This window comes from Pseudomonas sp., from assembly GCF_030683065.1.
In the GTDB taxonomy this organism is placed as follows: Bacteria; Pseudomonadota; Gammaproteobacteria; order Pseudomonadales; family Pseudomonadaceae; genus Aquipseudomonas.
The window spans coordinates 1-26,650 of the sequence record NZ_JAUXMX010000030.1 but is presented as its reverse complement, the minus strand read 5'-3'; the positions used below and the strand labels follow the sequence as shown (position 1 = coordinate 26,650).

The 26,650-nt window shown below is 59.5% G+C and carries 18 protein-coding genes and 2 pseudogenes; 10 read left to right on the top strand and 10 right to left on the bottom strand.

Annotated features, from left to right (window positions below; all coding sequences use genetic code 11):
* The first annotated feature begins 18 nt into the window (after positions 1 to 18).
* The 3 genes from Q8K09_RS07920 (at position 19) to rpsA (ending at position 4,749) form a co-directional block, all read left to right on the top strand.
* Complete coding sequence (locus Q8K09_RS07920; RefSeq protein WP_305254654.1) at positions 19 to 2,226, top strand: bifunctional prephenate dehydrogenase/3-phosphoshikimate 1-carboxyvinyltransferase; 2,208 nt, start codon at positions 19 to 21, stop codon at positions 2,224 to 2,226.
* Positions 2,223 to 2,912 carry a (d)CMP kinase gene (cmk, locus tag Q8K09_RS07915; protein WP_305254429.1) on the top strand — a complete coding sequence of 230 codons (690 nt, stop codon included), beginning with the start codon at positions 2,223 to 2,225 and terminating at the stop codon, positions 2,910 to 2,912. Before Q8K09_RS07920 ends, cmk begins: the two co-directional genes overlap by 4 nt.
* Positions 2,913 to 3,063: 151 nt before the next feature.
* Positions 3,064 to 4,749, top strand: a complete 1,686-nt coding sequence (gene rpsA, locus Q8K09_RS07910; RefSeq protein WP_172146096.1) for a 30S ribosomal protein S1 — start codon at positions 3,064 to 3,066, stop codon at positions 4,747 to 4,749.
* A 288-nt stretch (positions 4,750 to 5,037) separates the two neighbouring features.
* Here the strand turns inward: rpsA and Q8K09_RS07905 are convergent, their stop codons facing one another.
* Positions 5,038 to 5,973, bottom strand: coding sequence for a DMT family transporter (locus Q8K09_RS07905; protein ID WP_305254428.1), 936 nt, complete (start codon positions 5,971 to 5,973; stop codon positions 5,038 to 5,040).
* Positions 5,974 to 6,177: 204 nt separating this feature from the next.
* Here Q8K09_RS07905 and aceK point away from each other — a divergent pair, with 204 nt between their 5' ends.
* Positions 6,178 to 7,899: a bifunctional isocitrate dehydrogenase kinase/phosphatase gene (gene aceK / locus Q8K09_RS07900; protein ID WP_305254427.1), complete on the top strand. Its 1,722-nt coding sequence runs from the start codon at positions 6,178 to 6,180 to the stop codon at positions 7,897 to 7,899.
* Between the two features lie 184 nt (positions 7,900 to 8,083).
* Positions 8,084 to 8,218, top strand: coding sequence for a PA1414 family protein (locus Q8K09_RS07895; protein WP_305254426.1), 135 nt, complete (start codon positions 8,084 to 8,086; stop codon positions 8,216 to 8,218).
* Between the two features lie 81 nt (positions 8,219 to 8,299).
* On the opposite strand, the gene Q8K09_RS07890 is transcribed toward Q8K09_RS07895, so the two are convergent.
* From Q8K09_RS07890 to speB, 6 genes are all read right to left on the bottom strand, one after another.
* A complete protein-coding gene (locus tag Q8K09_RS07890; protein ID WP_305254425.1) occupies positions 8,300 to 9,034 on the bottom strand; it encodes an MBL fold metallo-hydrolase in 735 nt (244 codons plus the stop codon).
* 166 nt (positions 9,035 to 9,200) lie between these two features.
* The gene (locus Q8K09_RS07885) at positions 9,201 to 10,541 is read right to left on the bottom strand and encodes a cytosine permease (protein WP_305254424.1); all 1,341 of its coding nucleotides are present in this window, start codon (positions 10,539 to 10,541) and stop codon (positions 9,201 to 9,203) included.
* Between the two features lie 145 nt (positions 10,542 to 10,686).
* Entirely contained in the window at positions 10,687 to 11,136 is a 450-nt protein-coding gene (locus tag Q8K09_RS07880) for a nuclear transport factor 2 family protein (protein WP_305254423.1), read from the bottom strand.
* A gap of 45 nt (positions 11,137 to 11,181) precedes the next feature.
* Positions 11,182 to 12,783: a 5-guanidino-2-oxopentanoate decarboxylase gene (locus tag Q8K09_RS07875; protein ID WP_305254422.1), complete on the bottom strand. Its 1,602-nt coding sequence runs from the start codon at positions 12,781 to 12,783 to the stop codon at positions 11,182 to 11,184.
* Positions 12,784 to 12,858: 75 nt separating this feature from the next.
* Positions 12,859 to 14,253: a YjiH family protein gene (locus Q8K09_RS07870; protein WP_305254421.1), complete on the bottom strand. Its 1,395-nt coding sequence runs from the start codon at positions 14,251 to 14,253 to the stop codon at positions 12,859 to 12,861.
* A gap of 76 nt (positions 14,254 to 14,329) precedes the next feature.
* Positions 14,330 to 15,289, bottom strand: coding sequence for an agmatinase (speB, locus tag Q8K09_RS07865; RefSeq protein WP_305254420.1), 960 nt, complete (start codon positions 15,287 to 15,289; stop codon positions 14,330 to 14,332).
* Between the two features lie 380 nt (positions 15,290 to 15,669).
* On the opposite strand from speB, the gene Q8K09_RS07860 reads away from it, so the two are divergent.
* The 4 genes and pseudogenes from Q8K09_RS07860 (at position 15,670) to Q8K09_RS07850 (ending at position 19,571) form a co-directional block, all read left to right on the top strand.
* A complete protein-coding gene (locus tag Q8K09_RS07860) occupies positions 15,670 to 16,563 on the top strand; it encodes a LysR family transcriptional regulator (protein WP_305254419.1) in 894 nt (297 codons plus the stop codon).
* Between the two features lie 401 nt (positions 16,564 to 16,964).
* A pseudogene (locus tag Q8K09_RS21260) lies at positions 16,965 to 17,240 on the top strand (PAS domain-containing protein); the annotation flags it as partial.
* A gap of 321 nt (positions 17,241 to 17,561) precedes the next feature.
* A pseudogene (locus Q8K09_RS21255) lies at positions 17,562 to 18,530 on the top strand (methyl-accepting chemotaxis protein); the annotation flags it as partial.
* Between the two features lie 438 nt (positions 18,531 to 18,968).
* A complete protein-coding gene (locus tag Q8K09_RS07850; protein ID WP_305254417.1) occupies positions 18,969 to 19,571 on the top strand; it encodes a tRNA-uridine aminocarboxypropyltransferase in 603 nt (200 codons plus the stop codon).
* A 301-nt stretch (positions 19,572 to 19,872) separates the two neighbouring features.
* On the opposite strand, the gene Q8K09_RS07845 is transcribed toward Q8K09_RS07850, so the two are convergent.
* From Q8K09_RS07845 to Q8K09_RS07835, 3 genes are read right to left on the bottom strand one after another with little or no spacing between them, the layout of a single operon-like run.
* Entirely contained in the window at positions 19,873 to 21,225 is a 1,353-nt protein-coding gene (locus tag Q8K09_RS07845; protein ID WP_305254415.1) for an HlyD family type I secretion periplasmic adaptor subunit, read from the bottom strand.
* Positions 21,226 to 21,235: 10 nt separating this feature from the next.
* On the bottom strand, positions 21,236 to 23,386 hold the full coding sequence (locus tag Q8K09_RS07840) for a type I secretion system permease/ATPase (protein WP_305254653.1): 2,151 nt from the start codon (positions 23,384 to 23,386) through the stop codon (positions 21,236 to 21,238).
* 32 nt (positions 23,387 to 23,418) lie between these two features.
* Positions 23,419 to 24,774, bottom strand: coding sequence for a TolC family outer membrane protein (locus Q8K09_RS07835; protein WP_305254414.1), 1,356 nt, complete (start codon positions 24,772 to 24,774; stop codon positions 23,419 to 23,421).
* Between the two features lie 446 nt (positions 24,775 to 25,220).
* Here Q8K09_RS07835 and Q8K09_RS07830 point away from each other — a divergent pair.
* Positions 25,221 to 26,650 (top strand): retention module-containing protein (locus tag Q8K09_RS07830; protein ID WP_305254413.1); only part of this gene is annotated, 1,430 nt, incomplete at its 3' end.

The following is a 26,650-nucleotide window of genomic DNA, read 5'->3' as shown; positions in this document are numbered from 1 at the left end:
GCGCAACCCGGCACGCCTATGATCGGTCGTCTGGTGGTGATCGGTCTCGGTCTGATCGGTGGATCGTTCGCCAAAGGTTTGCGTGAGCGTGGCCTGTGCCGGGAAGTTGTAGGCGTCGATCTCGACCCCCAGTCACGCCGTCTGGCTGTCGAGTTGGGGGTGGTCGATCGCTGCGAAGAGCAGTTGGCAGTCGCCTGCCAGGGCGCTGAGGTGATCCAGTTGGCGGTGCCGATTCTGGCAATGGAGAAGCTGCTGGCAGAGTTGGCCAGGCTCGATCTGGGCAATGCCGTGCTTACTGATGTCGGCAGCGCCAAGGGCAATGTGGTGCGTGCTGCGCGTCTGGCTTTTGGCGAGATGCCGGCACGCTTCGTGCCCGGTCACCCGATTGCCGGCTCCGAACAAAGCGGCGTTGAGGCTGCCAATGCCGAGCTGTTTCGCCGGCACAAGGTGATCTTGACGCCATTGGCGCAGACCGATCCGCAGGCGCTGCAGCTGGTCGACCGGCTCTGGTGCGAGCTGGGTGCGGATGTTGAGCACATGCAGGTCGAGCATCATGATCAGGTGCTTGCCGCGACCAGTCATCTGCCGCATCTGTTGGCATTTGGCCTGGTCGATTCGCTGGCCAAGCGCAGCGAAAACCTGGAGATATTCCGTTACGCCGCTGGCGGCTTTCGCGATTTCACGCGGATTGCTGGCAGTGATCCGGTGATGTGGCACGACATCTTTCTCGCCAATCGCGAGGCCGTGCTGCACACCCTGGATTTATTTCGCGGCGACCTCGACGCCTTGCGCGATGCGGTCGACGCTGGGGATGGCCATCAGCTGTTGGGGGTATTTACCCGCGCTCGGGTGGCCCGCGAACATTTCAGCAAAATTCTAGCCCGACGGGCCTATGTGGACGCTATGCACTCGAATGATCTGATTTTTCTGGCTAATCCCGGTGGCAAGCTGTCCGGGCGGATTCGTGTTCCGGGCGACAAGTCCATCTCGCACCGCTCGATCATGCTGGGGTCGCTGGCCGAAGGTACTACTGAGGTCGAAGGCTTCCTGGAGGGCGAAGATGCCCTGGCAACCCTGCAGGCTTTCCGTGATATGGGGGTGGTGATCGAAGGCCCGCACCATGGTCGGGTGACTATTCATGGTGTGGGTCTGCAGGGTTTGCAGGCACCTCCTGGGCCAATTTATCTGGGCAATTCGGGCACCTCCATGCGCCTGCTTGCAGGCTTGCTGGCCGGGCAGTCGTTCGACACCACCCTGAGCGGCGACGCGTCATTGTCCAAGCGGCCGATGAATCGGGTGGCCAAGCCGCTGCGTGAGATGGGCGCGGTAATCGAAACCGCTCCGGAAGGGCGTCCGCCGTTGACCATTCGCGGTGGCCAGCGCCTGAGCGGCATGCACTACGAAATGCCGATGGCCAGTGCCCAGGTGAAATCCTGCCTGTTGCTGGCCGGCTTGTACGCGGCGGGACAGACCTCGGTCACTGAGCCGGCACCCACTCGGGATCATACCGAGCGCATGCTGCGCGGCTTCGGTTATCCGGTCGCCGTCGATGGCAGTACGGCCAGTCTGCAGTCCGGGCAAAAATTGACCGCTTGTCATATCGAGGTGCCGGCGGATATTTCCTCGGCCGCTTTCTTCCTGGTCGCCGGTAGCATTGCCGAAGATTCCGAGTTGCTGCTGGAGCATGTAGGGGTCAACCCGACGCGCACCGGGGTAATCGACATCCTCAAATTGATGGGCGGCGATATCAGCCTGGAAAACCAGCGGGTCGTGGGTGGTGAGCCGGTAGCCGATATTCGCGTGCGCAGCGCCAAGCTGCATGGCATCGACATTCCCGAGCATCTGGTGCCGTTGGCCATTGATGAATTCCCGGTACTGTTCGTGGCGGCTGCGTGTGCCGAAGGCCGCACCGTGCTGCGTGGCGCCGAGGAGTTGCGGGTCAAGGAGTCTGATCGCATCCAGGTCATGGCCGATGGCTTGCTGGCGCTGGGCGCCAAGGTCGAGCCGACGCCGGATGGCATCATCATTGATGGTGGCAGCCTGGGCGGTGGCGAGGTCTGGAGTCATGGTGACCACCGGATTGCCATGGCTTTCAGCGTGGCATCGTTGCGCGCCAGTGCGCCGATCCGTATTCACGACTGCGCCAACGTGGCGACATCGTTTCCGAACTTCCTGGCCTTGGCGGCGCAGGTTGGTATCCGCGTGGCAGAGGAGGTCAAGTCATGACTGCTCTCGCGCCGATAGTCGCCATTGATGGGCCCAGCGGCTCTGGCAAGGGCACCATTGCCGGCTTGTTGGCGCAGAAGTTGGGTTGGAATCTGTTGGATTCCGGTGCCCTGTATCGTTTGCTGGCCTTTGCCGCGCGCAACCATGGGGTCGACCTGACCAACGAAGAGGCGATGAAGGTACTGGCCGCGCATCTTGATGTGCAGTTCCTCGCCGGTGCCCAAGGGCAGGGGCAGCGGATCATTCTCGAGGGTGAGGAAGTTACCGATGCCATCCGCAATGAAGGGATCGGTGCCGGGGCCTCACAGGTGGCTTCGCTGCCCGCGGTACGCGAGGCCTTGCTCCAGCGTCAGCGGGCGTTTCAGGAAATGCCGGGGTTGGTTGCCGACGGTCGCGACATGGGCACCGTGGTGTTCCCAGGCGCGGCGTTGAAGATTTTTCTGACCGCCAGCGCCGAAGAGCGTGCGCGCAGACGTTACTTGCAGTTGAAGGCCAAGGGCGATGATGTTAATCTCGCGAGTCTTCTCGACGAGATTCGGGCGCGTGATGAACGTGATACCCAGCGTGCAGTGGCTCCGCTAAAACCGGCAGCCGATGCGATTCAGCTGGATTCCACCGAACTTTCCATCGAGCAGGTAATGGAACGTATTCTGAGTGAAGTCGCCAATCGCGACCTCGCCGGATAACAAGAGCCCCAGCTGCTTAAGTTGGTCAGCTCGCAAGGAGGCATACGGGAACCCAGTCCTAGACCCGCATGCCTCTTTTTATATGAACGTACCCACATTGTCTGGAATGTGGTTTGGGCGGATTCCCCGCCCGGAATCAACAGGAATTAAAATGAGCGAAAGCTTTGCTGAACTATTTGAAGAAAGCCTAAAAACCCTGAATCTTCAGGCTGGCTCGATCATCACCGCTATCATCGTCGACATCGATTACCAAGCTGGTTGGGTAACCGTTCACGCTGGTTTGAAGTCGGAAGGCCTCATCCCGCTTGAGCAGTTCCACAACGACGCTGGCGAGCTGACCATCAAGGTCGGTGACGAAGTTCACGTTGCGCTGGACGCGGTTGAAGATGGCTTTGGTGAAACCAAGCTGTCCCGCGAAAAAGCCAAGCGTGCCGAGTGCTGGATTGTTCTGGAAGCAGCTTTCGCCGCTGAGGAAGTGGTCAAGGGCGTTATCAACGGTAAGGTTAAAGGCGGCTTCACTGTCGACGTTAACGGTATCCGTGCGTTCCTCCCAGGTTCCTTGGTCGATGTCCGTCCGGTGCGTGATACCACTCACCTGGAAGGCAAAGAGCTCGAATTCAAAGTCATCAAGCTGGACCAGAAGCGCAACAACGTTGTCGTTTCCCGCCGCAGCGTGCTGGAAGCCGAGAACAGCGCCGAGCGCGAAGCTCTGCTGGAATCCTTGCAGGAAGGTCAGCAAGTCAAGGGTATCGTCAAGAACCTCACGGATTACGGCGCATTCGTCGATCTGGGCGGCGTCGATGGCCTGTTGCACATCACCGACATGGCCTGGAAGCGTATCAAGCACCCGTCCGAGATCGTCAACGTTGGCGACGAGATCGATGTCAAGGTACTCAAGTACGATCGCGAGCGTAACCGCGTTTCCCTGGGTCTGAAGCAACTGGGCGAAGACCCATGGGTTGCTATCAAGGCGCGTTACCCGGAAGGCACTCGCGTCAATGCACGCGTAACCAACCTGACCGACTACGGCTGCTTCGCAGAGCTGGAAGAAGGCGTGGAAGGTTTGGTGCACGTATCCGAAATGGATTGGACCAACAAGAACATCCACCCGTCCAAAGTCGTTCAGGTTGGCGACGAAGTGGAAGTTCAGGTTCTGGATATCGACGAAGAACGTCGTCGTATCTCCCTGGGTATCAAGCAGTGCAAAACTAATCCGTGGGAAGATTTCTCCGGTCAGTTCAACAAGGGCGACAAGATCTCCGGCACCATCAAGTCGATCACCGATTTCGGTATCTTCATTGGTCTGGATGGCGGCATCGACGGCCTCGTTCACCTGTCCGACATCTCCTGGAACGAAGTAGGCGAAGAAGCTGTACGCCGCTTCAAGAAGGGCGACGAGCTGGAAACCGTTATCCTCTCCGTTGACCCGGAGCGTGAGCGCATTTCCCTCGGCATCAAGCAGCTGGAAGAAGATCCGTTCTCCGACTACGTTGCTGTTAACGATAAAGGCACCATCGTGCGCGGCATCGTTAAAGAAGTTGACGCCAAGGGCGCGATCATCACCCTGGCCGATGGTATCGAAGCCACACTGAAAGCCTCCGAAATCAGCCGTGACCGCGTTGAAGACGCGCGCAACGTACTGAAAGAAGGCGAAGAAGTTGAAGCCAAGATCATCAGCGTTGACCGTAAGAGCCGCGTAATCAGCTTGTCGGTCAAGTCGAAAGACGTTGAAGACGAGAAAGAAGCCATCAAAGAAATGCGTAAGCAGGAAGTTGAAGCTTCCGGTCCGACCACCATTGGTGATCTGCTCCGCGCACAAATGGAAAAGCAGAACTAAGTTCAGCTGACCCATAAAAAAGGGCGACTTCGGTCGCCCTTTTTTGTGCCTGAGATTTAGCCAGTTGCGAGAGTGGGTTAGGCGCCAATCCAAAGACACGCTCTGGCCAGAGCGACTTGGCGTGCGGTAACCGGGTGATCTCTCAATCACTGCACCGCGCTAACGTGCAGAGCGCCAGATGGGCGCAATCAACTACAGGTGCGGGCGCACCGCAGCAGATGGTACGCACAGAGAAGCGTCGCAGCAGCCAAACCTTGCTCTACAGCGCTAGCGAGAGACCGCGGCAGGCTAGGGCCGGTCAGGCCTGGCGGTTGCTGGCGTAGCGCTATCTGGCGCTTTCCCGGCAGTGCTAGGCCGCACTACCAACCACAGGGCGATGGCGATCAATGCACCGCCATACAGGTAGGCCCAGGACAGGGGTTCGCCGAGTAACAGGGCGCCCCACAACACGCCGAACGGCGGGATCAGAAAGGTGGTGGTCGATGCCCTGATCGGGCCGATATCCGTCAGCAGACGGAAGTACAGCACGTAAGCGAAGGCCGTGCAGATAAAGCCAAGCCCGGCAAGAGACAACCACACGTGAAGCCCGCCCCAACTGGCGGGTGGTTGCACGATCAAGCTGCCGGCGAACAAGGGGAGAAGGAACAAGCTGGCGCCGCAGAGGCTGCTGAAGGCGGTGAGGCGATTATCCAGGCCGCCTTGCTGACCGATCCAGCGACGGGTGAGAAAGCCGGCGAATCCATAGCACGTGGTGGCTATCAGGCAAGCCGCTGCGCCGAGCAGCAATTGCTGATCAACCTCGATCGGGCCGGTTCGGGTCAGTACGGCGACACCAAACAACCCAATCGCCACTCCTGCAGCTTTGCTCAGTGTCAGGGCCTCGGCGAAGAACAGCATGCCAATCAACACGCCCATCATCGGCGTGGTGGCGTTGAATATTGCCGAGTAGCCGGCAGGCAAAACCAGGGCCGCCAGGCAATACATGGCCGATGGCAGGCCTGCATTGATCACGCCGAGCATCAAGCATTGCTTGAGCTTGCCGCGAAAGTCCCACTGCACGCGCATGATCAGCAGAATCGCCAGCAGGCCAAGCGCGCCCAGGCTGGCACGCAAGAACGCGGTCGGCATGCTGCCGAGTTCGGGCGCAATGATGCGCATGAATAGAAAGCTGGCGCCCCAGATGGCGGCAAGCACTAACAGGCGCAGTAAGTCGGCGAGGCGCACGCGGCATTCCAAATTGGTTAACGGGCAAGCAGTGTTGCCGGGCATGCTGGGCAAGGCAATCTGAAAACGACTTTTAAACGGGCGCTCTAGTACTATTTGCTAGAGATAAACCGGTTTGCCAGCGTCGCCTGCTGTTCCTCAGTGCAGTCTCTGGCTAAGCTCGCCACACCATACCGCTCGTTCATTCCCAGCAGGGGTTTGCCCATGGCACAGCAATGGCCGGCCGCCGATATTGCCCGTTTGATCCTCGACGGCTTCGATGACTACCGCGAACACTTCCGCCAGATCACCGATGGCGCCCGCGGTCGCTTCGAGCAGGCGCTTTGGCAGGAGGCCCAGCAGGCCTCGGCCGCGCGGATCAAGCTGTATGAGGAAAAAGTCAGCGAGGTGGGTGATCGCTTGCGTCACTGCTTCAGCGACGAGTTGCTGGAGGTGGCGCAGTGGCCGTTGGTGAAAAGTGCCTATATAACGCTGATCGACCTGCGCTTCGACGATGAATTGGCGGAAACCTGGTTCAACTCGATCTTCTGCAGCCTGTTCAGTCATGACCAGATCAGTGATGGCTGCATGTTCATCCATACCACTCGGCCGTCACTGCGTAGCCAGCAGCGTGCTGCGCAAACCCGCAGTTACAGCCCGGAGCATGGGCTCTCGGGCATGCTTGAGGCGATTTTCCAGGACTATCGGTTCAGTGTGTCGTTCGAGGATCTGTCGCGTGACATCAAGCGCCTGGATGCACAGCTGCGCGAAAACCTGCCAGATTGGGTGTGCAAGGATCCGGAGTTGCGCATCGAGTTGTTTTCCTCGGTGCTCTATCGCAACAAGGGGGCTTATCTGGTCGGCCGGATCTTTACCCGCGACGAACAGTGGCCGTTGGTGATTCCGCTGCTGCACCGCGAGGGACGCGGCATCCAGATTGATGTACTGATCACCGACGAAGCCGAGGTGTCGATCATCTTTTCATTCACCCGCAGCTACTTCATGGTGGATGTGGCAATTCCGGCCGAGTTCGTCGGCTTCCTCAAACGCATTCTGCCGGGCAAGCATATTGCCGAGTTGTACACCTCGATCGGCTTCTACAAGCACGGCAAGTCGGAGTTCTACCGTGCGCTGATCAACCACCTGGCGAACACCGATGATAAGTTCATTATGGCGCCCGGCGTTCGCGGCATGGTCATGAGTGTGTTTACCCTGACGGGCTTCAACACCGTATTCAAGATCATCAAGGATCGTTTCTCTCCATCGAAGAACGTCGATCGCGCCACGGTGATCGAGAAATATCGACTGGTTAAAAGCGTCGATAGGGTCGGCAGGATGGCAGATACCCAGGAGTTTGCCGATTTTCGCTTCCCCAAGGTCAAGTTCGAGGAGCAATGTCTGGCTGAACTGCTAGAGGTGGCGCCGTCGACCGTCGAGGTGGACGGAGATACCGTGCTGATTCGCCACTGCTGGACCGAGCGGCGCATGACGCCGTTGAACATGTATGTCGAAAGTGCCAGCGAAGCTCAGGTGCGCGAAGCGCTTGATGATTACGGTCTGGCGATCAAGCAGTTGGCCGCCGCCAATATATTCCCCGGCGATATGTTGCTGAAGAACTTTGGGGTCACCCGCCACGGCCGAGTGGTGTTCTACGACTACGATGAAATCTGCTTTCTCACCGAAGCCAATTTCCGGCACATTCCGGCGCCGCGTTACCCGGAAGATGAAATGGCTGCCGAGCCTTGGTATTCGGTTGCGCCGCTGGACGTGTTCCCCGAGGAGTTTCCCCCATTTCTGTTTGCCGATATCAAGCAACGGCGCTTGTTCAGCCAGCTGCATGGCGAGCTATATGACGCCGACTACTGGAAAAGTCTGCAGGAGGCAATTCGCGCCGGGAAGGTGATCGACGTCTTCCCATACCGGCGCAAAGCGGAGCAGACCGAATAAAGGCGACCAACTAATAGCAAGGATGAAGCGAAGCTTTTGCTTCTGTTGGCTGGTTCGGGCCGACAGTCGGTCGTGTTTCGGTCGATTGATTTGCATCAAGCTTCTGCAATTGAGCTGGGTTACTCTAAACTGACAGCAGGTGCTCTAAAGTGCCTTATCGAAGTTCTTGGCAGGAGGGGATTCCATGATCGCCAAGTTGCATAACACCCTACACGATTTGCTGGTTGCCTTAGGCCTGCTTGATCGGCCGAAACTACAGCCAGTCCCTGTGCGCGATGATGACCAGCGACGTCCGCAAGCGCCGCGCCGACGCCGCTGATAGTTCAGGGTTGATTAGCCTTTAATCAGTGATTGATCCAGCAGTGTCATTTATTGGCTGACTGTGCCGATCCACCGTCAGTCAGATTAGCTGCGGGTGGTCGCTGAACCACTGGTTGATCAACTCGCGCATGCGCTCACCGGAAAAACTCGGGAAGTGTCCGCCATGTACGTTGCGTACGGGTAGCTGGCGCAGGCGTGCCAAACTTTGCGCATATTCCTGCAGATTCGAGTGATACGCATCTTCGATCAACGGGCCGTCGTAGAGAATATCCCCGGAAAACAATGTTTGCGTCGCCGCCTCCCACAGGCTGATGCCGCCTGGCGAATGGCCCGGGGTATGCAACACCTGCAGTATTCGATTGCCCAAGTCCAGTACATCACCGTCCTCGATCAAGCGGGTTGCGGGCGCGGCCTTGACCTGGTACTCGGCGTAGCACAGCGGGCAATCCGGGTGGGCCTCGAACATGTCGTCGCCGATGAAGTCCGTGGCCAGGGTATTGGTGCCGGTCGGTGCGGCGAGGATGTCTGCTTCTGCGGGATGCACCAGGCGCTCGGGGAATTCGTGGTGGCCGGCAATATGGTCGAAGTGGGCGTGACTGGCCACTGCCAGCAGTGGCTTCTCGGTCAGCCAGGGCAGTTGCTCGCGCAGGCTGACCAGGCCTGAGCCTGAGTCGACCAGCAGATCCCGATCACGGCCCTGGATGTGCCAGAGATTGCAGCGATAGAAGGGCCGTATATAAGGCTCGTGGATCAAGGTGACGCCATCCTGCAGGTGGCGTACTTCGAACCAGTTGTTGCGGCTGACGATCTTCATGTTGACCCCGCTCGTTGCTCGTCCCTAACTAAATTGTAGGCGCCAGTGAGGGCGCCGAGTTCTTGCTGCGGTCTTACAGGGGCGGACTTATGCGCTGTTGTGGGTGCGCGCGGCGCCTGACCGTAGGATGAGCCATGCGCACCGAACTAACACCTATGCCAATGGCTCAGGCCACCTGTCTGTGCGGCACCAGCACCCAGCGGCGCAGTATGGTGTAGCTGGCAGCGGTGATCAGGAACACCGGTAGCGAGGCGCCGAACGCCAGCGGCGATACCCAGCCCCAGTAGTACGCCAGCAGCGCGCCCAGACCATAAGCGGCGAATGCGGCCGGATTGATGCCGCCGAGGTAGCGGTAGCGCCCACCGTCTTCGCTGAGTAGGTCGCTGACATTGTAGTGGCCGCGGTGGATCAGGTAGTAATCGGCGATCAGCACGGCGAAAGCCGGGATAAATACGCTACCGATGATCAGCAGAAAGCTCTGGAAGTTGTCGAGGATGCCGGGGATCTGCGAACCAAGGATCGACAGCACGCCGATGGTCAGGGCCGGCTTCCAGAACTTGGTTTTTGGGCTGATGTTCAGGTAGGACAACGACGCGCTGTAGACGCACATCACGTTGGTGGTCATCACCGAGAGGAACACCACGATGGCCGCCGGTAAACCGAAGCCGAATCCGGCCAGCAGCACTGCCGGGTCGTAGGTCTGCTCCATGCCGCCGAGTACCGAGAAGCCCGATACGGTGGCGCCCAAGCCCATGGCCAGCAAGGTGGCGGCGACATAGCCGACCCAGGTGCCGACCGCAGCCACGCCTTGGCTGCGGCAGTTGCGGTTGTAGTCGGCGGCCAGGGGAATCCAGGAGAACGCCGTGGCGATGACGATATCGAAGGCGATGCCGGGGCTTATTTCATTGCGTGGCTCCACCGGCATGCTCAGCAGGCTGGTGAATTCGAATTTCTGCCCCATCACATAAAATACCGCGCCTGTCAGCAGTAGCATGCCAACGGCGGCCCAGCGCTCGACCCGCTCGATACCCAGGTGGCCACGCAGGGCGATCAGCAGTACCAGGGTTTCGCAGAGGATGGTGAACAGCGGCAGGTTGGAATAGCCGGTCAGGTGTTCCACCGCGTAATTCAGACTCATGCCGGCCAGCAGCGCTTGGATCCAGCTCCAGGCCAGCAATGTCAGAAGGTTGACCAGCGAAGGCAGCTTGGCGCCCAGTGGGCCGTAGCTGCCGCGCGCCAGCACCATGGTGGTCAGCCCGCTGCGCTGGCCCATCAGGCCGACCAGTACCAGCGGCAGGATGCCGACGGCTGAGCCGAGCAAGACGATCAGCATGGCCTGGATAAATGGCAAATCCGGTACCAGCAGCATGCCGGTCAAGATGGTGGTGACCACCACGTTGGCGCCGAGCCATAGTGCGGTAGTGCCGCTGAGCCCAAGGCTGCGATGTTCGGTTGAGGTGGGCGCAAGACCATCCTGACCGAAGTATTGGGTTAGGTTCTTGAACACGCGGGTGACTCCCCTGATTATTTTGATTATTACTACAGTTGGTGGTGTGCGTGGCAGTTACGGCAAGGCTATGTTGTTGTTGTTGTTGTTGTTGTTGTTGTTGGCGAGCTGGGCTCATGGGCCTGGCGGGTTAGCGTTTGGGGCTTCAGCCGCTTGGCAGCAGGGATAGGTGTTCGTGGCAGGCCAGCCATTGGTGGCTGTCGGGCTGGCGGCGAAAGACAATGGTCTCGCGCTCTTGGCTGTGCAGTTCTTCGCCCGCGATGCGCAGTCGGGTGTTCACTTCATGGACGAAGATCGCGCTGTCGCCCTGCAGGGTTAGCAATGGCTTGCTGGAGGTGCAGGCGAGGACGACGAAGCCCTCGGCCTGCCAGCTGGCCCAGAGTTGCCGGTAGTCATCCAGAGTTGCCAATACCGTGGCGCAGCTGTGGAAGACAAAGCTGGCGTCTTCGCTGAACGCGGCAAAATAGGCCGCGCTGTCGTTGCTGGCGAAGGCGGCGACCAGGGTTGCGGCGGCCTGCAGCACATCGTCATGGTCGGTGCACTCCGCCTCTATGGCGGTGTTTTGCCCTGAGTTGGCTGGTGTATTGGCGATCATGTTGGGCCCTTGTGCATAGTGGATGGTGTTGTTCCTGTGCTCCGCTCAGGGATGGAAGGGCGCTTCTTCGAGCAGTTCGATGATCAAGGGGCGATCTGCTGGAGCGCTTCGCAGCAGCTCGGCCAGGTGTGCATGGTCGCGGGCGCGATCGGCCATGCAGCCGAAGCCGCGGGCGATGGCCAGAAAGTCCGGGGTGTAGATGTCCACACCGAGCGGGGTGATGTCGCGCTTCTGCATATAGCGCTTGATCTCGCCGTAGCCGCTGTTGTTCCACAGCAGCACGATGATGCCGACCCCGGCTTCCACCGCGCTGGCCAGCTCGGGCAGGGTGAACTGGATGCCGCCGTCACCCATTAGGCTGATCACCGGGCGGTCCGGGTCGGCCAGTTTGGCGCCGATTGCCGCCGGTAGGCCGTAACCCAGGGTGCCGTAGCCGGTGGAGGCATTGAACCAGCGCCGCGCGCCGTCCAGCTCGACCAAATGATTGCCGCTGTAGACGGTCTGGGTCGAGTCGCCGACGAAGCGCGCGTCAGGAAGTGTGTCCAGCACCGTGTCGAACAACTGGCGGTAATGCCACCAGCCGCTGAAATCCTCGGCCAGTTGCGCCTGCACGGCAGCGGTGCGCAGGGCACCGGGGCTGTTGTCGAGTTTTTCGCCGGGATTGAACTCGGCCAGCAGCATGCGCATGGCCAGGCGTGCATCGCTCTGGATGGCCAGGGTCGGGGTGAAATTGCGCTGCAATTGCTGGGCGTCTATATCGATGCGAATCAGTGCGCCGCCCAGTTTGAAGTTGCCGTCGAACACCACGTCGTAATCGGTTTCGCCCAGCTCGGTGCCGATGGCCAGCACCACGTCCGCTTCCAGCGCCAGCTCGCGTACTGGGACCAGCGACTGGTTACTGCCGAGCAGCAGCGGGTGACCCGGTGGCAGCAGGCCCTTGGCATTGATGGTCTGCGCGGTGGGTGCATCCAGAGCCACGGCCAGGGCGCGGGCTTCGGCTTGCGCGCTGACACAGCCACCGCCGAGTAGCAGCAGCGGGCGTTTGGCGTTTTTCAGCATGGCCGCCGCTTCGCGGATCAGCGCGCGATTGGGCGACGGACGCTGGATACTGGGCCGTGGCGCCAACTGCATGTGCTCGGCCGGCGCGGTGATGATGTCCAGCGGCAGCTCGATGTGCACCGGCCGTGGCCGTTCGCCCTCGAAGACGGCAAAGGCGCGGGCCAACACACTGGGCAGTTCCTCGACGCTCATCAGTGTGTGGCTGAAGGCAGTGACGCCGGCGGTCATAGCGCGCTGGTTGGGCAGTTCGTGCAGGTAACCCTTGCCCAGACCTAAACGGTTGCGCTGGTTGACGCTGGATATCACCAGCATCGGGATCGAGTCCGCATAGGCCTGGCCCATGGCCGTGAGAATGTTGGTCATGCCCGGCCCGGTGATGATGAAGCACACGCCCGGCTTACCCGAGACACGGGCATAGCCATCGGCCATAAAGCCGGCACCCTGCTCATGGCGCGGGGTGATATGGCGGATGTTGCTGTGCGGCAAGCCGCGGTACAGCTCGACGGTGTGTACACCGGGAATGCCGAACACGGTGTCGACACCCCAGCCTTCGAGTTGCTTGACTAGAAATTCGCCGCAAGTGGTCATGTCATCTAATCCTGTGCTGTCGTTTTAGGAGCGGGGGGACTCGGCGTCCCCCCGCGCGCCTATGCCCGATATTTTTTAACCGACGATCCAGTGCGCCATCAGCGCGATGATCGGCAGGGTGATCAGGGTGCGGATGATGAAGATGGCGAACAGCTCGAGCAGGTTTAGCGGCAGCTTGGCCTTGATGATCAGCACACCGACTTCTGACATATAAATCAGCTGGGTCAGGGATACGCAGGCCACCACGAAGCGGGTCAGCTCGCTCTCTATGCCTTTGCCCAATACGGCCGGCAGGAACATATCGGCAAAACCCACCAGTATGGCCGGTGCTGCTTTGGCTGCTTCCGGCAGTTGCAGCAGTTCCAGCAGCGGCACCAGTGGGTAGGACAGCCAGTTGAAAACCTGGGTGTATTCGGCAATGGCAAGGGACAAAGTGCCGATGGCCATCACCAGCGGCAGCAGGCCCAGCCAGATATCCACCACGTTATGCACGCCGACTTTGACCATCTGCGCCGGGGAAGGGTTGTTGTTGGCGCGCTTGACGGCCTGCAGTACGCCCCAGCGCAGCAGTGAGCTGCCAGTTGGGACGTCTTCCTTGATCTGCTTGCCAACGCCGGCGACGTACTCGTCCTTCTTCCACGACAGCGGCGGAATGCGCGGTGTGATGATGGCGGCAGCCAGGCCGGCCACTACTACCGTCAGGTAGAAAGGTACGAACAGGTGGTCGAGGTTCATGAAACTGGTGATCAACAGGCTGAAGGCGATCGAGGCGACGGAGAAGTTGGTGGCGATCACCGCCGCTTCCCGGGCGCTGTAAAAGCCCTTCTGATACTGCTGGGCGGTGATCAGCACGCCGACGGTGCCCGAACCGAGCCATGAGGCGATAGCGTCAATAGCCGAGCGGCCCGGCAAGCCGAAGACCTTGCGGAACACGTTGCGCACTAGGGTGCCGCAGAATTCCATCAGGCCGAAGTCGGTGAGCAGCGGCAGGATCAGCCCGGCTACCAGGAAGAAGGTGATCAGTACCGGGGCCAGATCTTTCAGTACCACGCCGCCGGTGTTGGCGTTCCAGATCCATTCCGGGCCGAACTGCCAGAAGGTCATGGCCGCGAAAATTGCGCCGAGCACACGCAGGCCAAGCCATAGCGGGTGCAGGTTGAACAGTTCGTTGAGCGCGTGGCGCTGGGTTAACCAGCGCGGCTTGAGGGCCGAGCCAAGCAGGCCGAGGGCGGCGGAGAGCAGCAACAGGCCGGTGGCGATGGCTGGCAACCAGGCACTCAGCGAGGTTTTCAGGGCATCAGCCATCACGCCGAGGCCGATGGTAACTTTGCCGTCATAGACGATTGGGGTGAGGAACAACAGCACGCCAACCAGCGAGGGGATCAGGAAGATCAGCAGTTGACGCAGGCTGTAGGACGTATCCGCCGGCGGTTGGTCATCCAGCAGCGGCATGGCTTGTTCGGAGTTCATCTAGGCACCCTATTTTATTGTTGTAGTGCGCGGGCGCCGCACGAGGCGCCCGTTCAGTATAAAAAGCCAGGCCGCGTCAGCGGTGCTGCACACCCGGCAACACGCAGAGCATTTCGTAGAGCAGATTGGCCCCCAGCAACGAGGTGTTGCCGGTGGTGTCGTAAGGCGGGGAGACCTCGACCAGGTCGCCGCCGATCAGCTGCAGGCCCTGACAGCCGCGAATGATTTCGATCGCCTGAATCGTGGTCAGGCCGCCGATTTCCGGGGTGCCGGTACCCGGTGCCCAGGCCGGGTCGATGCCGTCGATGTCGAACGACAGGTACACCGGCCCGCCGTCGACCTTGGCGCGAACTTCCTCCATCAGCGGGGTCAACGATTTGTGCCAGCATTCCTCGGCCTGCACTACACGGAAGCCCTGCTTGCGGCTCCAGTTGAAGTCCTCGGCGGTATAACCCTGGGCGCGCAGACCGATCTGCACTACTCGGTCGCAATCGAGCAGGTCTTCCTCGACGGCGCGGCGGAACGTGGTGCCGTGGGCGATTTTCTCGCCGAACATATGATCGTTCACATCGGCGTGGGCATCGATGTGCACCAGGCCGACCTTGCCGTGCTTCTTCTTCAGCGCCCGCAGGATCGGCAGGGTGATGGTGTGATCACCGCCAAGGGTCAGCGGGATTATGCCGTGTTCGAGAACGTTGTCGTAGAACGCCTCGATGATGCGTACCGCGTCCAGCATGTTGAACGTATTGATCGGCACGTCGCCGATGTCGGCCACGTTCAGCGAATCGAAAGGCGCGGCGCCAGTGGCCATGTTGTAGGGGCGGATCATCACCGACTGGGCGCGGATCTCGCGCGGGCCAAAGCGGGTGCCGGAACGCAACGAAGTGCCGATATCGAGCGGTACGCCGATGAAACCGACATCCAGCTCGCGCTGCTGTTCGCTCGTCTGGATATGCGGTAGGCGCATCATGGTGGCTATGCCGCCAAAACGCGGCATCTCGTTGCCGCCCAGGGGCTGGTGCAGAATCTTGTCCATGACTAGGCCTCGGAGTTCTTGTGGGTATGGAAGTCGTTGGGCAGATTCTTGACCAGGTCTTACCTGCGACAAATCGCTGCAGGCAAAAACTTAGTTCAGAAATTTCTAAACTATCAGCCGCCTCTGTAGGATGGGTTGGGCCGCGTAGGTTGAGCGCAGCGATACCCATGCTGCCGCTGCTAACGCTGTGATGGGTCACGCCGCTGCGCAGCTAATCCATCCACGACCTGATCACCCAAGTGCGCGCGGCTTAGGCGGCCCCGCGCACCCTACGCGTTGGATCGCCTGCCGTAGGGTGCGCCGTGCGCACCACTATTGAGGCTGGCATTAAGCGTTGACTGCGATAAATAGTGCGCATGGCACACCCCTACTGGAGCACCATGACTACCACCTTGCCCGATCTCAAGCTGCTGCGTATCTTCGCCAGCGTGGTGCGCCACCAGGGCTTCGCTGCGGCGCAGCAGGAGTTGAACCTGTCGACTTCTGCGATCAGCACCTATATGAGTCAGCTGGAAGGCCAGCTCGGCCTGAGCCTGTGCCATCGCGGTCGCGGCGGTTTCAGTCTGACCAGCAAGGGTGAGTTGTTCTATCAGGAAACCCTGCGCCTGCTCGGCGAGCTGGAAGGTTTCGAGCGCTACGCAGCTGCGCTCAAGGGCGAGCTGCGCGGCACGCTCAATCTAGGTGTATTGGATTCGACTGTCAGCGATCCGGCCTTGCCGTTGGCCGAAGTGATCGGCGCCTACAGTCAGGAGCACCCGGCCGTGCATTTGCACCTGTCGGTGATGAGCCCCTATGAACTGCAATTGGCGGTGCTGGATAATCGGCTGGACCTGGCCATCGGTGCCTTTTCCACCCGCATGAACGGCCTGGTCTACCAGCCGCTGTACCGCGAGCAACACTGGTTGTATTGCAGTGAGCGTCATTCGCTATTCAGCGAGCGGCGCATCCCTGGGGAGGTTATCGCCCAGCAGCGCATGGTCGGGCGCGGCTACTGGAGCCAGGCCGAACTGGCGCGGCATGGTTTCAAACACAGCGCGGCGACAGTTGAATCGATGGAGGCGCAGTTGATTCTGGTGCTGTCCGGTGCTTATGTCGGCTACCTGCCGGAACACTACGCTCAGCCTTGGGTTGACCAGGGCCGCTTGCGTGTATTGCTACCGGCAACCTTTGGCTATCAGGCGCCGTTCTCCCTGATCCTGCGCCGCGGGCGTTCGCGCGAGCCGTTAATCCAGACCTTCAGGGACTTGTTGAAAGCGCAACTCAACGCACGTTGAGGTCCTGTGCGATTTGGTATGACCCGCATGCCTGCCGTCATGGATCGCCGCGCCAAGCGACGACTCAACCCGCAATACTGTTCTTAGGTCAGGTCTCAGCCCGTTAGGTGCAGGTCAAAATCGCTCGAGAACACGCGACATTCGACGTCGGTGCGCGCTGCAAAACAGGCGGTGGTGGAAAAGATCAGCTGACTTTTGGAGGGCCGCGTGGGGCGGCCTAGCCTTGCCCTGTGCAAATTTTTATTTGATTAACCCTTTTTATATCAAAAGGTTAAGCTGAAAATCCATCTGCCTAGGAAGGGTCAAATTTAGAGTCAACGTGGCGTCTTGCCCTTGGTGTGCTAGACCTAACCGTTGTCAGCGTGGGAATACGAATTTATCAATGACAAGGATTGCGTGCGATGCGTCAGAACTCTCCAGTAACACAGCGGGAAAGAACCTTCGCGGCACATGAACGACTGATTTCAACCACCGACCTGAACAGCAATGTCACCTACTGCAACGATGCTTTTGTCGCCATCAGTGGCTTCACCCGGGAAGAGCTGATCGGCAAGCCGCACAATCAGGTGCGCCACCCGGATATGCCGGCAATGGTATTCGCGCATATGTGGGAAACCATCAAGCAGGGCAAGCCCTGGATGGGAATCGTCAAGAATCGTGCAAAAAATGGTGATTTTTACTGGGTAAGCGCCTACGTCACGCCCATTTATGACAGCGGTAAGATGTCTGGCTATGAGTCGGTTCGTACAATGCCCAGCGAGGTGCAGAAACGCCGGGCGGAGGCACTCTATGCGAGGTTGAGGGCTGGTAAGCCAGCGATACCTGCGCTCGAGTACTGGGCTTACAGTTTGGTTGGCTCTTGGCCGCTGATTCTTGCCGGTCTGGCGATTATTGGGGCGCATTGGCTGCTCGAAGGCCCCTGGTTGCTGGCCTTCATTGCGTTAACCCTGTTCGCTTTGGGCGTCTATCAGCTGTCGAGCAGTCGCCAGTCGATTCGCAAGACTCTGGCCGACCATCCTAAAGCCTTCACCAGCAGCCTGGTGGCATTGACGTACAGCGACAACCGTGGCGCCCAGGCCTTGCTGGACATGGCGATGATCAGCGAAGAAGCGCGTCTGCAGACGGCTCTGACCCGGCTTGAGGATGCGGGCATCAACGTCAAGAAACATGCGGCGCAATCGGCGCAACTTTCCCGTTCCGGCGCCGAGATGCTTGACCAGCAGCGCAGCGAGGCCGATCAGTCGGCCACTGCGATCAATCAGATGGCCGCGACCATTCAGGAAGTCACGCACAACGTCCAGAGCACGTCCCACGCTGCTGAAGAAGCAGATAGCTTGGCCAAGCAAGGCCTGCAATTGGCTGCTGACAGCCTGCTGTCGATGCAGCATATGTCTAAATCGGTAGCGGATATTGGCCAGGCGGTTAATGACTTGGCCAGCTCGACCCAGTCGATCGGCAGCGTGGCGGATGTGATCACCTCGATTGCTGACCAGACCAATCTGCTCGCCCTCAATGCAGCTATCGAAGCCGCGCGTGCGGGTGAGCAGGGCCGTGGTTTCGCAGTGGTGGCTGACGAGGTGCGTGCACTGGCCGCACGTACGCGTGAGTCGACCGAGCAAATTCACCAGATCATTGCCTCCCTGCGAGCCGGGGCCGAACGGGCGGTGGTGACCGCTGGCAGGGGGGAGGAGATATCGCTCGCCAGTGTGCACAGCGTCGAAGCGGTGCGCTCGGCGCTGGATGGCATCAGCACGTCAGTCAGCCGTATCACTGGCATGAGTCAGCAGATTGCTGCCGCCTCGGAGGAGCAAAGCCATGTGGCCGAGGACCTCAGTCGGCAGATTACCCGGATTGCCCAACTCTCCGACCAGAGCGCAGGGCAGGCGCATCAAGGGGCGACCGTTGGCAAGGAGCTGGAGCAGATGGCTGATTACCTGCACAGCCTTGCCGAGCGCTTCAATCGTTAACAGCAGCCTGTCAGGCTGCTCATCTGAATGAGTCGGCAGTCAGGCAAGTGAGCCGCACTTTTGTAGATCCTATGTTCATATGCAAGGTCTGCGGCAGCGGAGGGTGGATGACGCCTTTTTCATCCACCAATAGCGATGGTGGATGAAAAAGGCGTCAGCTACGCGCCCCGATCCACTCAACACAGCTCCCTCAAGCCCGGATCAAATCCGCGGAAATCTCGCGCCGACACCTGGCCCCGGATTGCATCCAGGCTCTGCGTAGGGCATTGGCCCGCAATGGGGCAACCCCTTGCGTGAATAGCATCTCGGCAAGGCATCGTTTGACTCTGCTGGCTACTTCAATCTGTACGTTGGCATCGCGCAAGCCGCCATTCGATATGCCCGGGCAAGTGGCTTGTAGTCAGGCCTGTGGCAAACTGTTCGGCCGAGGAGATGCCGATGTCACGCCCCCATTGCCCACGCTGTAACCGTCCGCTCGAACACTGTCTATGTGCGCTGATTCCCCGATTGCCGAGTCGCACGCGAGTGCTGATTCTGCAGCACCCGAGCGAGGTCAGGCATGCGCTGAATACCGCACGCTTGGCGGCGTTGGGGCTGAGCAATGCTGAATTGCGCGTTGCCGAGGTGTTTGAGGATATGCCGGCATTGTTGGCACAGCCCGGCTATCGGGCCTGTCTGCTGTTTCCGGGCGAGCAGGCTCAGCCTTTGCCGCAGTTCGCGGCGCAACTGGACGGGTTGCCCACGCTGCTGGTAGTGCCCGACGGCAGCTGGCGCAAGGCGCGCAAATTGATGCACTGCAATCCGTTGCTGGCGGCGTTGCCGCGGGTGACCTTGGCGGCTGGGTTGCAGTCGCGCTACCGCTTGCGCAAGGCGCCGATGCCGGGGGCTTTGTCGACTATCGAGGCGATTGTCAGTGCGCTGGACATTCTGGAGGCGCCGGCGCAATTCGCAGCCTTGCTCAAACCCTTCGAGGCCTTGATTGAAGGGCAGATCAAGGCGATGGGCGAGGAGACCTTTCAACGCAATCATCAGCGCGATTGAGGCAGCGCGCAGGGTTCAGGCCTTGGGCATGCACATAGGCTCTACGACGGATTGCGGTCAGGTAGGCGATCCCACGTCGCCCGGACGCCGCGCTGTCGCGCAGCAAACTGGCTCCTACAGGGGGCATGTTCCGATTTATTTTTCACATATAAAACAACGGGTTATTTTTTTGATGAGAGGGGACTTGTCTGCGAAGCGTTGTTTCAGTCTTGCCATCGATTCGCGGACAAGTCCGCTCCCACAAGAGCTGTGGCTTGGCCGCGATTCGCAGGCGTTGGTCGCTAACGATGCGTCTCGACTGCTAGCGCTCGCGCAGCGCTTCGGCGCGGGCCTTGAGCACGGGTTTTAGCAGGTAGTCCATTACGCTTTTCTCCCCGGTAATGATGTCCACGGTGGCGATCATGCCGGGAATAATTAACAAGGGGTGCTCATCGCTGCCCAGGTGGCTTTTGTCGGTACGTAGCTGAATCAGGTAGAAGCTCTTGCCTTCCTCGTCGGTGATGGTGTCGGCGCTGATCAGTTCCAGATTGGCTCTGAGTCCGCCATAGATGGTGTAGTCATAGGCGCTGAACTTGACCATGGCCTTCTGCCCTGGATGGAGAAAGGCCACATCCTGCGGGCGCACCTTGGCCTCTATCAGCAGATTGTCTTCCAGCGGTACGATCTCCAGCATGTCGCTACCCGGCTGGACGACGCCACCGATTGTATTGATCTTCAGCTGCTTGATGATGCCGTTGACCGGAGACACCACGGTGGTGCGGCTGACCCTGTCCTGAATGGCCGAACTGGTGGCGGTGATTTTCTTCAGTTCGGTGCGGGCATCGTTGAGTTCCTTGAAGGCGTCGGAGCGAAAGCCCAGCTCGGATTCCTCAATCTTGCTTCTAATCTCTTTGACCGCCGACTCGGCCCTGGGGATCGCCAGGTTGGTGGCATCCAGTGAGCCGCGCATTTCCACTGCGCTGCGGCGCAGGCGGAGAATTTCCACCTGGGAAATTGCCCCGGAGGCCACCAGGGGTTGTGACATGTTCAGCTCCTGTTGAATCAGGCCCAGGCTGGAGCGGTATTGCTGGGCCTTGGAGCGGAATTCCGCAAGCTCCTGACTTTTCTGCAGCAGCTGTTCGCCCAGCGTGCGTTGTTCGCTGTGCAGGCGTTGTTGTCTCGAGCCATACAAGGCCAGTTCGTCTTCGGCCAGTTGCGCTGCCGTACGGGTGATTTCTTCGGGCATGGCGATGGGGCGGCTTTCGGCTTCGGCGGTCAGTCGTTCGATGCGGGCAATCAGCGCCAGGCGGTCAGCTTCGGTCTCGCCCTTGTTTGAGAGAAAGCGCGTGTCATCGAGCCGCAGCAATACATCGTCCTTGTTCACCAACTGGCCTTCGCGCACGAATATTTCACTGACGATGCCGCCCTCCAGGTTTTGAATAACCTGAATTTTGCTTGATGGAATCGCTTTGCCTTCGCCGGTGGTGACTTCTTCAAGTACCGCGAAATTGGCCCAGAGCAAGGCACTGGCCAGGCATGTACAGACTACCCAGATGGTAATTCGCGACATCCATGGTGAGTCCTCGAGAATTGCCCCCTCGACTTCTGGCATGAATTCGGTGTCCTGCTTGCGCCTGCCCCAGCTGGTGAAGTAGGCCAAGATATGCAGTGGCATAGGTACCTTCCTAGTGTGCTGTCGGGCCGACGCGGCCCTTGCGCAAGGCTTCGATCACCGCCTCTTTTGGGCCGTCGGCGACGATGTGACCGTTGTCCAGCACCACCAGGCGATCGACCAGGCTGAGCATCGAACTGCGGTGTGTGATCAGCAGTAGGGTTTTGCCCTGAGCCCAGGCGTGCAGGCGGCCGCGCAGGATTTCCTCGCTGGTGTTGTCCATCGCACTGGTTGGCTCGTCGAATACCAGGATTTGTGGGTCGAGCAGCAGGGCTCGTGCCAGCAGTACGGCTTGACGTTGGCCGCCAGAGAGCTGTTGGCCGCGCTCCCCGACTGGTCGGTCGAAGCCTTGTGGGTGTTGCCTGGCCAGCTCACTGACCCCGGTCATCTCGGCCACTTCGAGCATGCGCGCGTCGCTGACATAGCGTGCGCCGAGGGTCAGGTTGTCGCGCAGGCTGCCGGCCAATAGTGGTAAATCATGAGCGACGTAGCCGATCTGGTGGCGCAGATCGGCCACGTCGAGTTGGCGCAGATCCAGACCGTCAAGCAGGATTTGTCCCTCGTCCAGGGTGTAGAAACCCATCAGCAGGCGTGCCAGGGTGCTCTTGCCCGAGCCACTGCGGCCGATAATGCCGACCCGCTCGCCGGCATGCAGGCGCAGGCTTACTTTGCTCAGTGCCGGAGTGCTCTGGCCGGGGTAGCTGAAGCTGGCCTGCCGCACATCGAGGTCTCCCTTCAGTAGGGTGCGTTCCAGCGGCCGCTGGGTGGTTTGACGTTCTTGCGGCAACCCCATCAGGGCGTCGGTGCTTTTCATCGTTAGGCGCGCTTGCTGGTAGCGGGTGATCAGCCCGGCAACCTGGCCGAGCGGGGCCAGTACCCGGCTATTGAGCATGTAGCAGGCGATGAGCGCGCCAACACTCATGTTGCCAGCAATGATCGCGTAGACGCCGACGATGATGATGGCCATGCCGGCGCATTGTTGAAGAAACAGGGTGCCGTTGGTGGCCAGCGATGAGAGGAAACGGGCGTGGGCATCCAGGCGGGTGAGGGCGCCATGGGTGGTTTCCCATTGGTGTTGTCGTTGGCTTTCTGCGCCGCAGGCTTTTAGGGTCTCCAGGCCACCGAGGGTTTCGATCAGTAGTGCCTGGCGCTCTGTGGCGAGTGCCAGGCTGCGTTGCACGGTGCTGCGCAGGCGACCTTGAATAATCAGGGCGAAAATTGCCGTGAGCGGAAAAGCTAGCAGTGGAATGACGATCAACGAACCGCCGAGTAAGCCGATCACTGCGATCATCAGCAAGGCAAAAGGCAGGTCGATCAGGCTGGTCAGGGTCACCGCGGTAAGAAATTCCCGCAGGCCCTGAAAGTCGTGGATGTTCTGCGCGAAGCCACCGACGGTGGCTGGGCGCGCTTTCATGGACATGCCGGTGATGCGTTCGAACAGGCTTGCGGAGAGCACCACGTCGGTCTTGCGTCCTGCGCTGTCCAGCAGATTTGCGCGCAGTATCCGCAGCAGCAGTTCGAAAGAGGTGCCGATGAACAGGCCTATGGCCAGAACCCATAGCGTCGAAATCGCCTGGTTAGGCACCACGCGGTCATAGGTCTGCATGACGAACAACGGGACCATCAGGCCGAGCACGTTGATCAGTAGGCTGGCCAGCATGGCATCGGCATAGAGCCAACGGGACAGTTTCAGCGTGTCGCGGAACCAGGCGTCGATGCGCGGTAGCAGCGGCCTGCGTGCGTCTTCGAGTTGGTGTCGAGGGCGAGCGAAGAACGCCTGCCCAGTGTAGGCCCCAGCCAGTTGTTCACGCGTAAGGCGTTGCTCGCCACCGTCTGCCTCGCACGGCAGAATCAGGGCCTGACCGTTGTCTAGCCACTTGCGCAGGACTGCGCTGCGGCCATTCTTGAGCAGCAGCAGTACCGGCAGATTCAGTGCAGAAATTGCTGTTAATTCGCGGTTCAGCAAGCGGCCTTGCAGGCCGGCTCTGGCGGCCGCGCGCGTTAACAAGTCGGCGCTCAAGCGTTGCTTGGGCATCGGCAGCCCTGCGCTGAGGCTGCCACGACTGGCACTGCAGCCGTGGAGTTTGCACAGGATCAGCAAGCCATCCAGTAGTGGATCGTCGTGGTTCAAGCGTGGGTCACTGGCGGGGCCAGCCCTTTCCATTGTCGTCACGATTTACTACTCCTTGACCGGCATCACTTCATTTCCGGCAGGCGTGCCTCGCTCTTTACCTCGGAAAGGGCTACAGCCTCTGCCGGGATAATTACTTGTTGCTGGCGCAGCAGGTCGCCCATGGCCGCGAGTACACGGTACATGGCGAACTCTTCGGTGTAGCGCACGTCGGTGTAGCGGCGGTTGGCGGTGAAGAGTTCGTTTTCACTGTCCAGCAAGTCGAGCAGGGTGCGCTGACTCAGGCTGAATTGCTGCTGATAGGCTTCGCGAACGCGGGTGGTGTAGTCCGCATAGTCTCGCGCCTTTGGCGTTTGCAGGCGGGCGTTGTCCATGGCGTTCCAAGCCAGGGAAAGGTTTTCGTTAAGCACGCGCAGGGCATTGTTGCGAATGTCCATCGATTCGTTGATCTGGTAGGCAGAGGATTGCAGGCGCGCTTTATCGCGCATGCCATTGAACAGGTTGTAATTCATCACCACAGCTGCACGCCAGCTGTTGTAGTGGCCTTCATCACCCTGAATGTTGTCATCGGCGTTGGTCGCCAGTTCGACGTCGAAACGTGGATAAAAAGGTGCTTTGGCAACTTCATATTGCTTCTCGGCGGCGTTCACATCGGCTTGTGCGGATTTCAGGTAGGGGTTGTTCTGCATGACGGCCTGCCGTGCAGCATTCAAGTCTTCTGGCAAGGTGCTGCGAACCGAGACCGGAGCCAGCAGTTCGTCCGGCATGCGACCGGTGACGCTGATGAAGTTCGCCTCGGCGTCCGCGAGATTGACCTGCTCGGTGTAGAGGTTGTTTTCCGCCAGAGCCAGGCGCGCGTTGGATTGGTCGAAGTCAGCTGTGCTACCGACGCCTTGGCGATTGCGTAGATCGATCTGATCGGTGATGCGTTGGTGGGCAAGCAGATTGTTCTTGGCCAGATCGACCATCTCACGGCGCTTCAGAATATCCAGATAAACCTCAACGGTGCGCAGCGCCAGGCTCTCCGTGGTGCCCAGTACTCGGTAGGCCCTGGAGTTCACTACTGCTTCGGTGCGTGCCACTTCATTGGGTGTGTTGAAACCGTCGAACAGCATTTGCCGCAGACGCAACTCGGCATTGCGATAGTTGAGCGTTTCGGTGTTGTGATCGCCAAGAGCTCGGGTGCTCGGACTGTCGGTATTTTCCCGGCCGTAACCGACTAGTAGATCGACTGTCGGCAGGTAACCACCCTTGGCCATCTTGACTTCTTCATCCGACGAAAGACGGCTGTTGATCCCTGCATGAATTTCCGGGTGGTTATCCAGAGTGCTTTGAATCGCTTCAGAGAGGGTAATGGCCTGAGCATGCGTGCAGGCCAAGGCCAGCAAGGTACTGCTCCACAGCGGATTGAGAACTCGCATGTGATGAATCTCCTTTTCTTTCGTTGTTTTATTGTCGTCAGATATTTGGCTTTATTCTTATGCAAACTGTTTCGCCCTTGTAACATCACAGCTAAGAACATCTTTAATCAAAGTCTAAGAAAAAATCCTCACAAGCTTTATGAGAAAAAAATCTTATACAGCCTGGAAAATGCAAGACACTGTTTAGAACAGAGTCACATCTCTGGCGGGTTTTCAGTTGAATGTGACCAATAACAGGCGGTCGAGCACGATGCGCAAGACATAGGGCGGGAATGGTTCTGATGAAGTAATACGGCAAACAAAGCGCGCTATTTTTTTGGCGCATGTTTTTTATTGATCGTATGCCGTTTAATCAGTTGCTTCTTGAGGCGCGCCCGTTTGCAAGGTGCTTGGACCCTTTTTCAGACGTGCCAGCGGTGGCTGGCAGTTGTAGTGAGGAAGGTCTCATGGCTACTTTGATCGGTATCGTCAGTCAGGTTGTCGGCGAGGTTTTTGCGGTAGCTGGCGATGGAGTGCGTCGACCGCTGGTTGAGGGTGATCGGGTTTTCACCGGTGAGCAGCTTGTGACCGGGGCGGGTGGTGCGGTAGCCATTACCTTGGACAGAGGTGGCGAGCTGACCCTCGGACGTGACAGTAATCTGATGCTCGATGTGCAGATGCTGGCAGATATCGGCGGTGACAACGCCGCAGCGCCCGCTGTGCAAGCGGCGACTGGTGATCAGGACCTTACTGACATCGAGCAACTCCAGGCGGCCATCGAAGCTGGCGTCGACCCGACTACTGCGCTTGAGGCTCCGGCTGCTGGGCCCGGAGCGGGGGGCGCAGGCGGCGGTGGTGGTCATTCGTTCGTTTTGTTGGGTGAAACTGCCGGAGCGCTAGATCCGGTCATAGGCTTCCCAACTGAGGGCTTGGGTGGCGTTCCGGAGTTCCCCGAACCGGATATCGAGCAGATTGACGAGCTGCCGACTGTACTGCCGGATGATGAACCGAACACTCCTCAAATTATTTTGGGTGAACGCCAATCGGTATCCGAATCCGCCTTGGCAGCGGGTTCGAATGCGGACTCGAACGGTGAGTTCGCCAGCGGTACTTTCCGGTTGGCGCATGCCGATGGGCTAAGCACTCTGCAGAGCCTCACCATTAACGGCTTGACGGTATCCATCGTTAGTCTGGTTGGTGCAAGTTTCGTCGGTGAGCATGGCACGCTCACCATCACTGGCTACGATGGTGTGACTGGGTTGGTTAGCTATAGCTATGAGCTGACCAGTCCTGCCGATAGCAACTCCGGTAACCCGGCTGGCGTATTCGTCTTGAGCGCCTCGGACGGTACACAGTCATCGGCGCCAGCGAGCATCGTTATCGAGATCGTCGACGACGTACCCAATGCAGTGGACGACAGCAACAGCATCGGCGAAGACACGATCGCGCCGATCAGCGGCAACGTACTGACCAACGACCTGCACGCCAACGGCCAACCGGGCGCGGTTGCGCCGATCAGCTTGGTCAGATGGAGCAGTACCGCGGCCAGTTACGGCACCTTTACCGACACCGGCAACGGCACTTACAGCTACCTGCTGGACAACAGCAATCCACTAGTCCAGGCCCTGGATGATGGCGAGAGCCTCACAGAAACCTTCAGCTACACCATGCAGGACGCCGACGGCGACCCAGACACTGCGACCCTGACGATCACCATTACCGGCAGCAATGATATTCCTCAGATTTCGGTCGATCCGGGCAACGACGGAGCCAACGACCAGGTGTTCGAAGCCGGTCTGGCCAATGGCTCGGCGGCAGCCGGCAACGGTGAGTTTGCCAGCGGCACCTTCACCCTGAGCGACGCCGATGGCCTCGATGATCTTGAAAGCGTAACCAT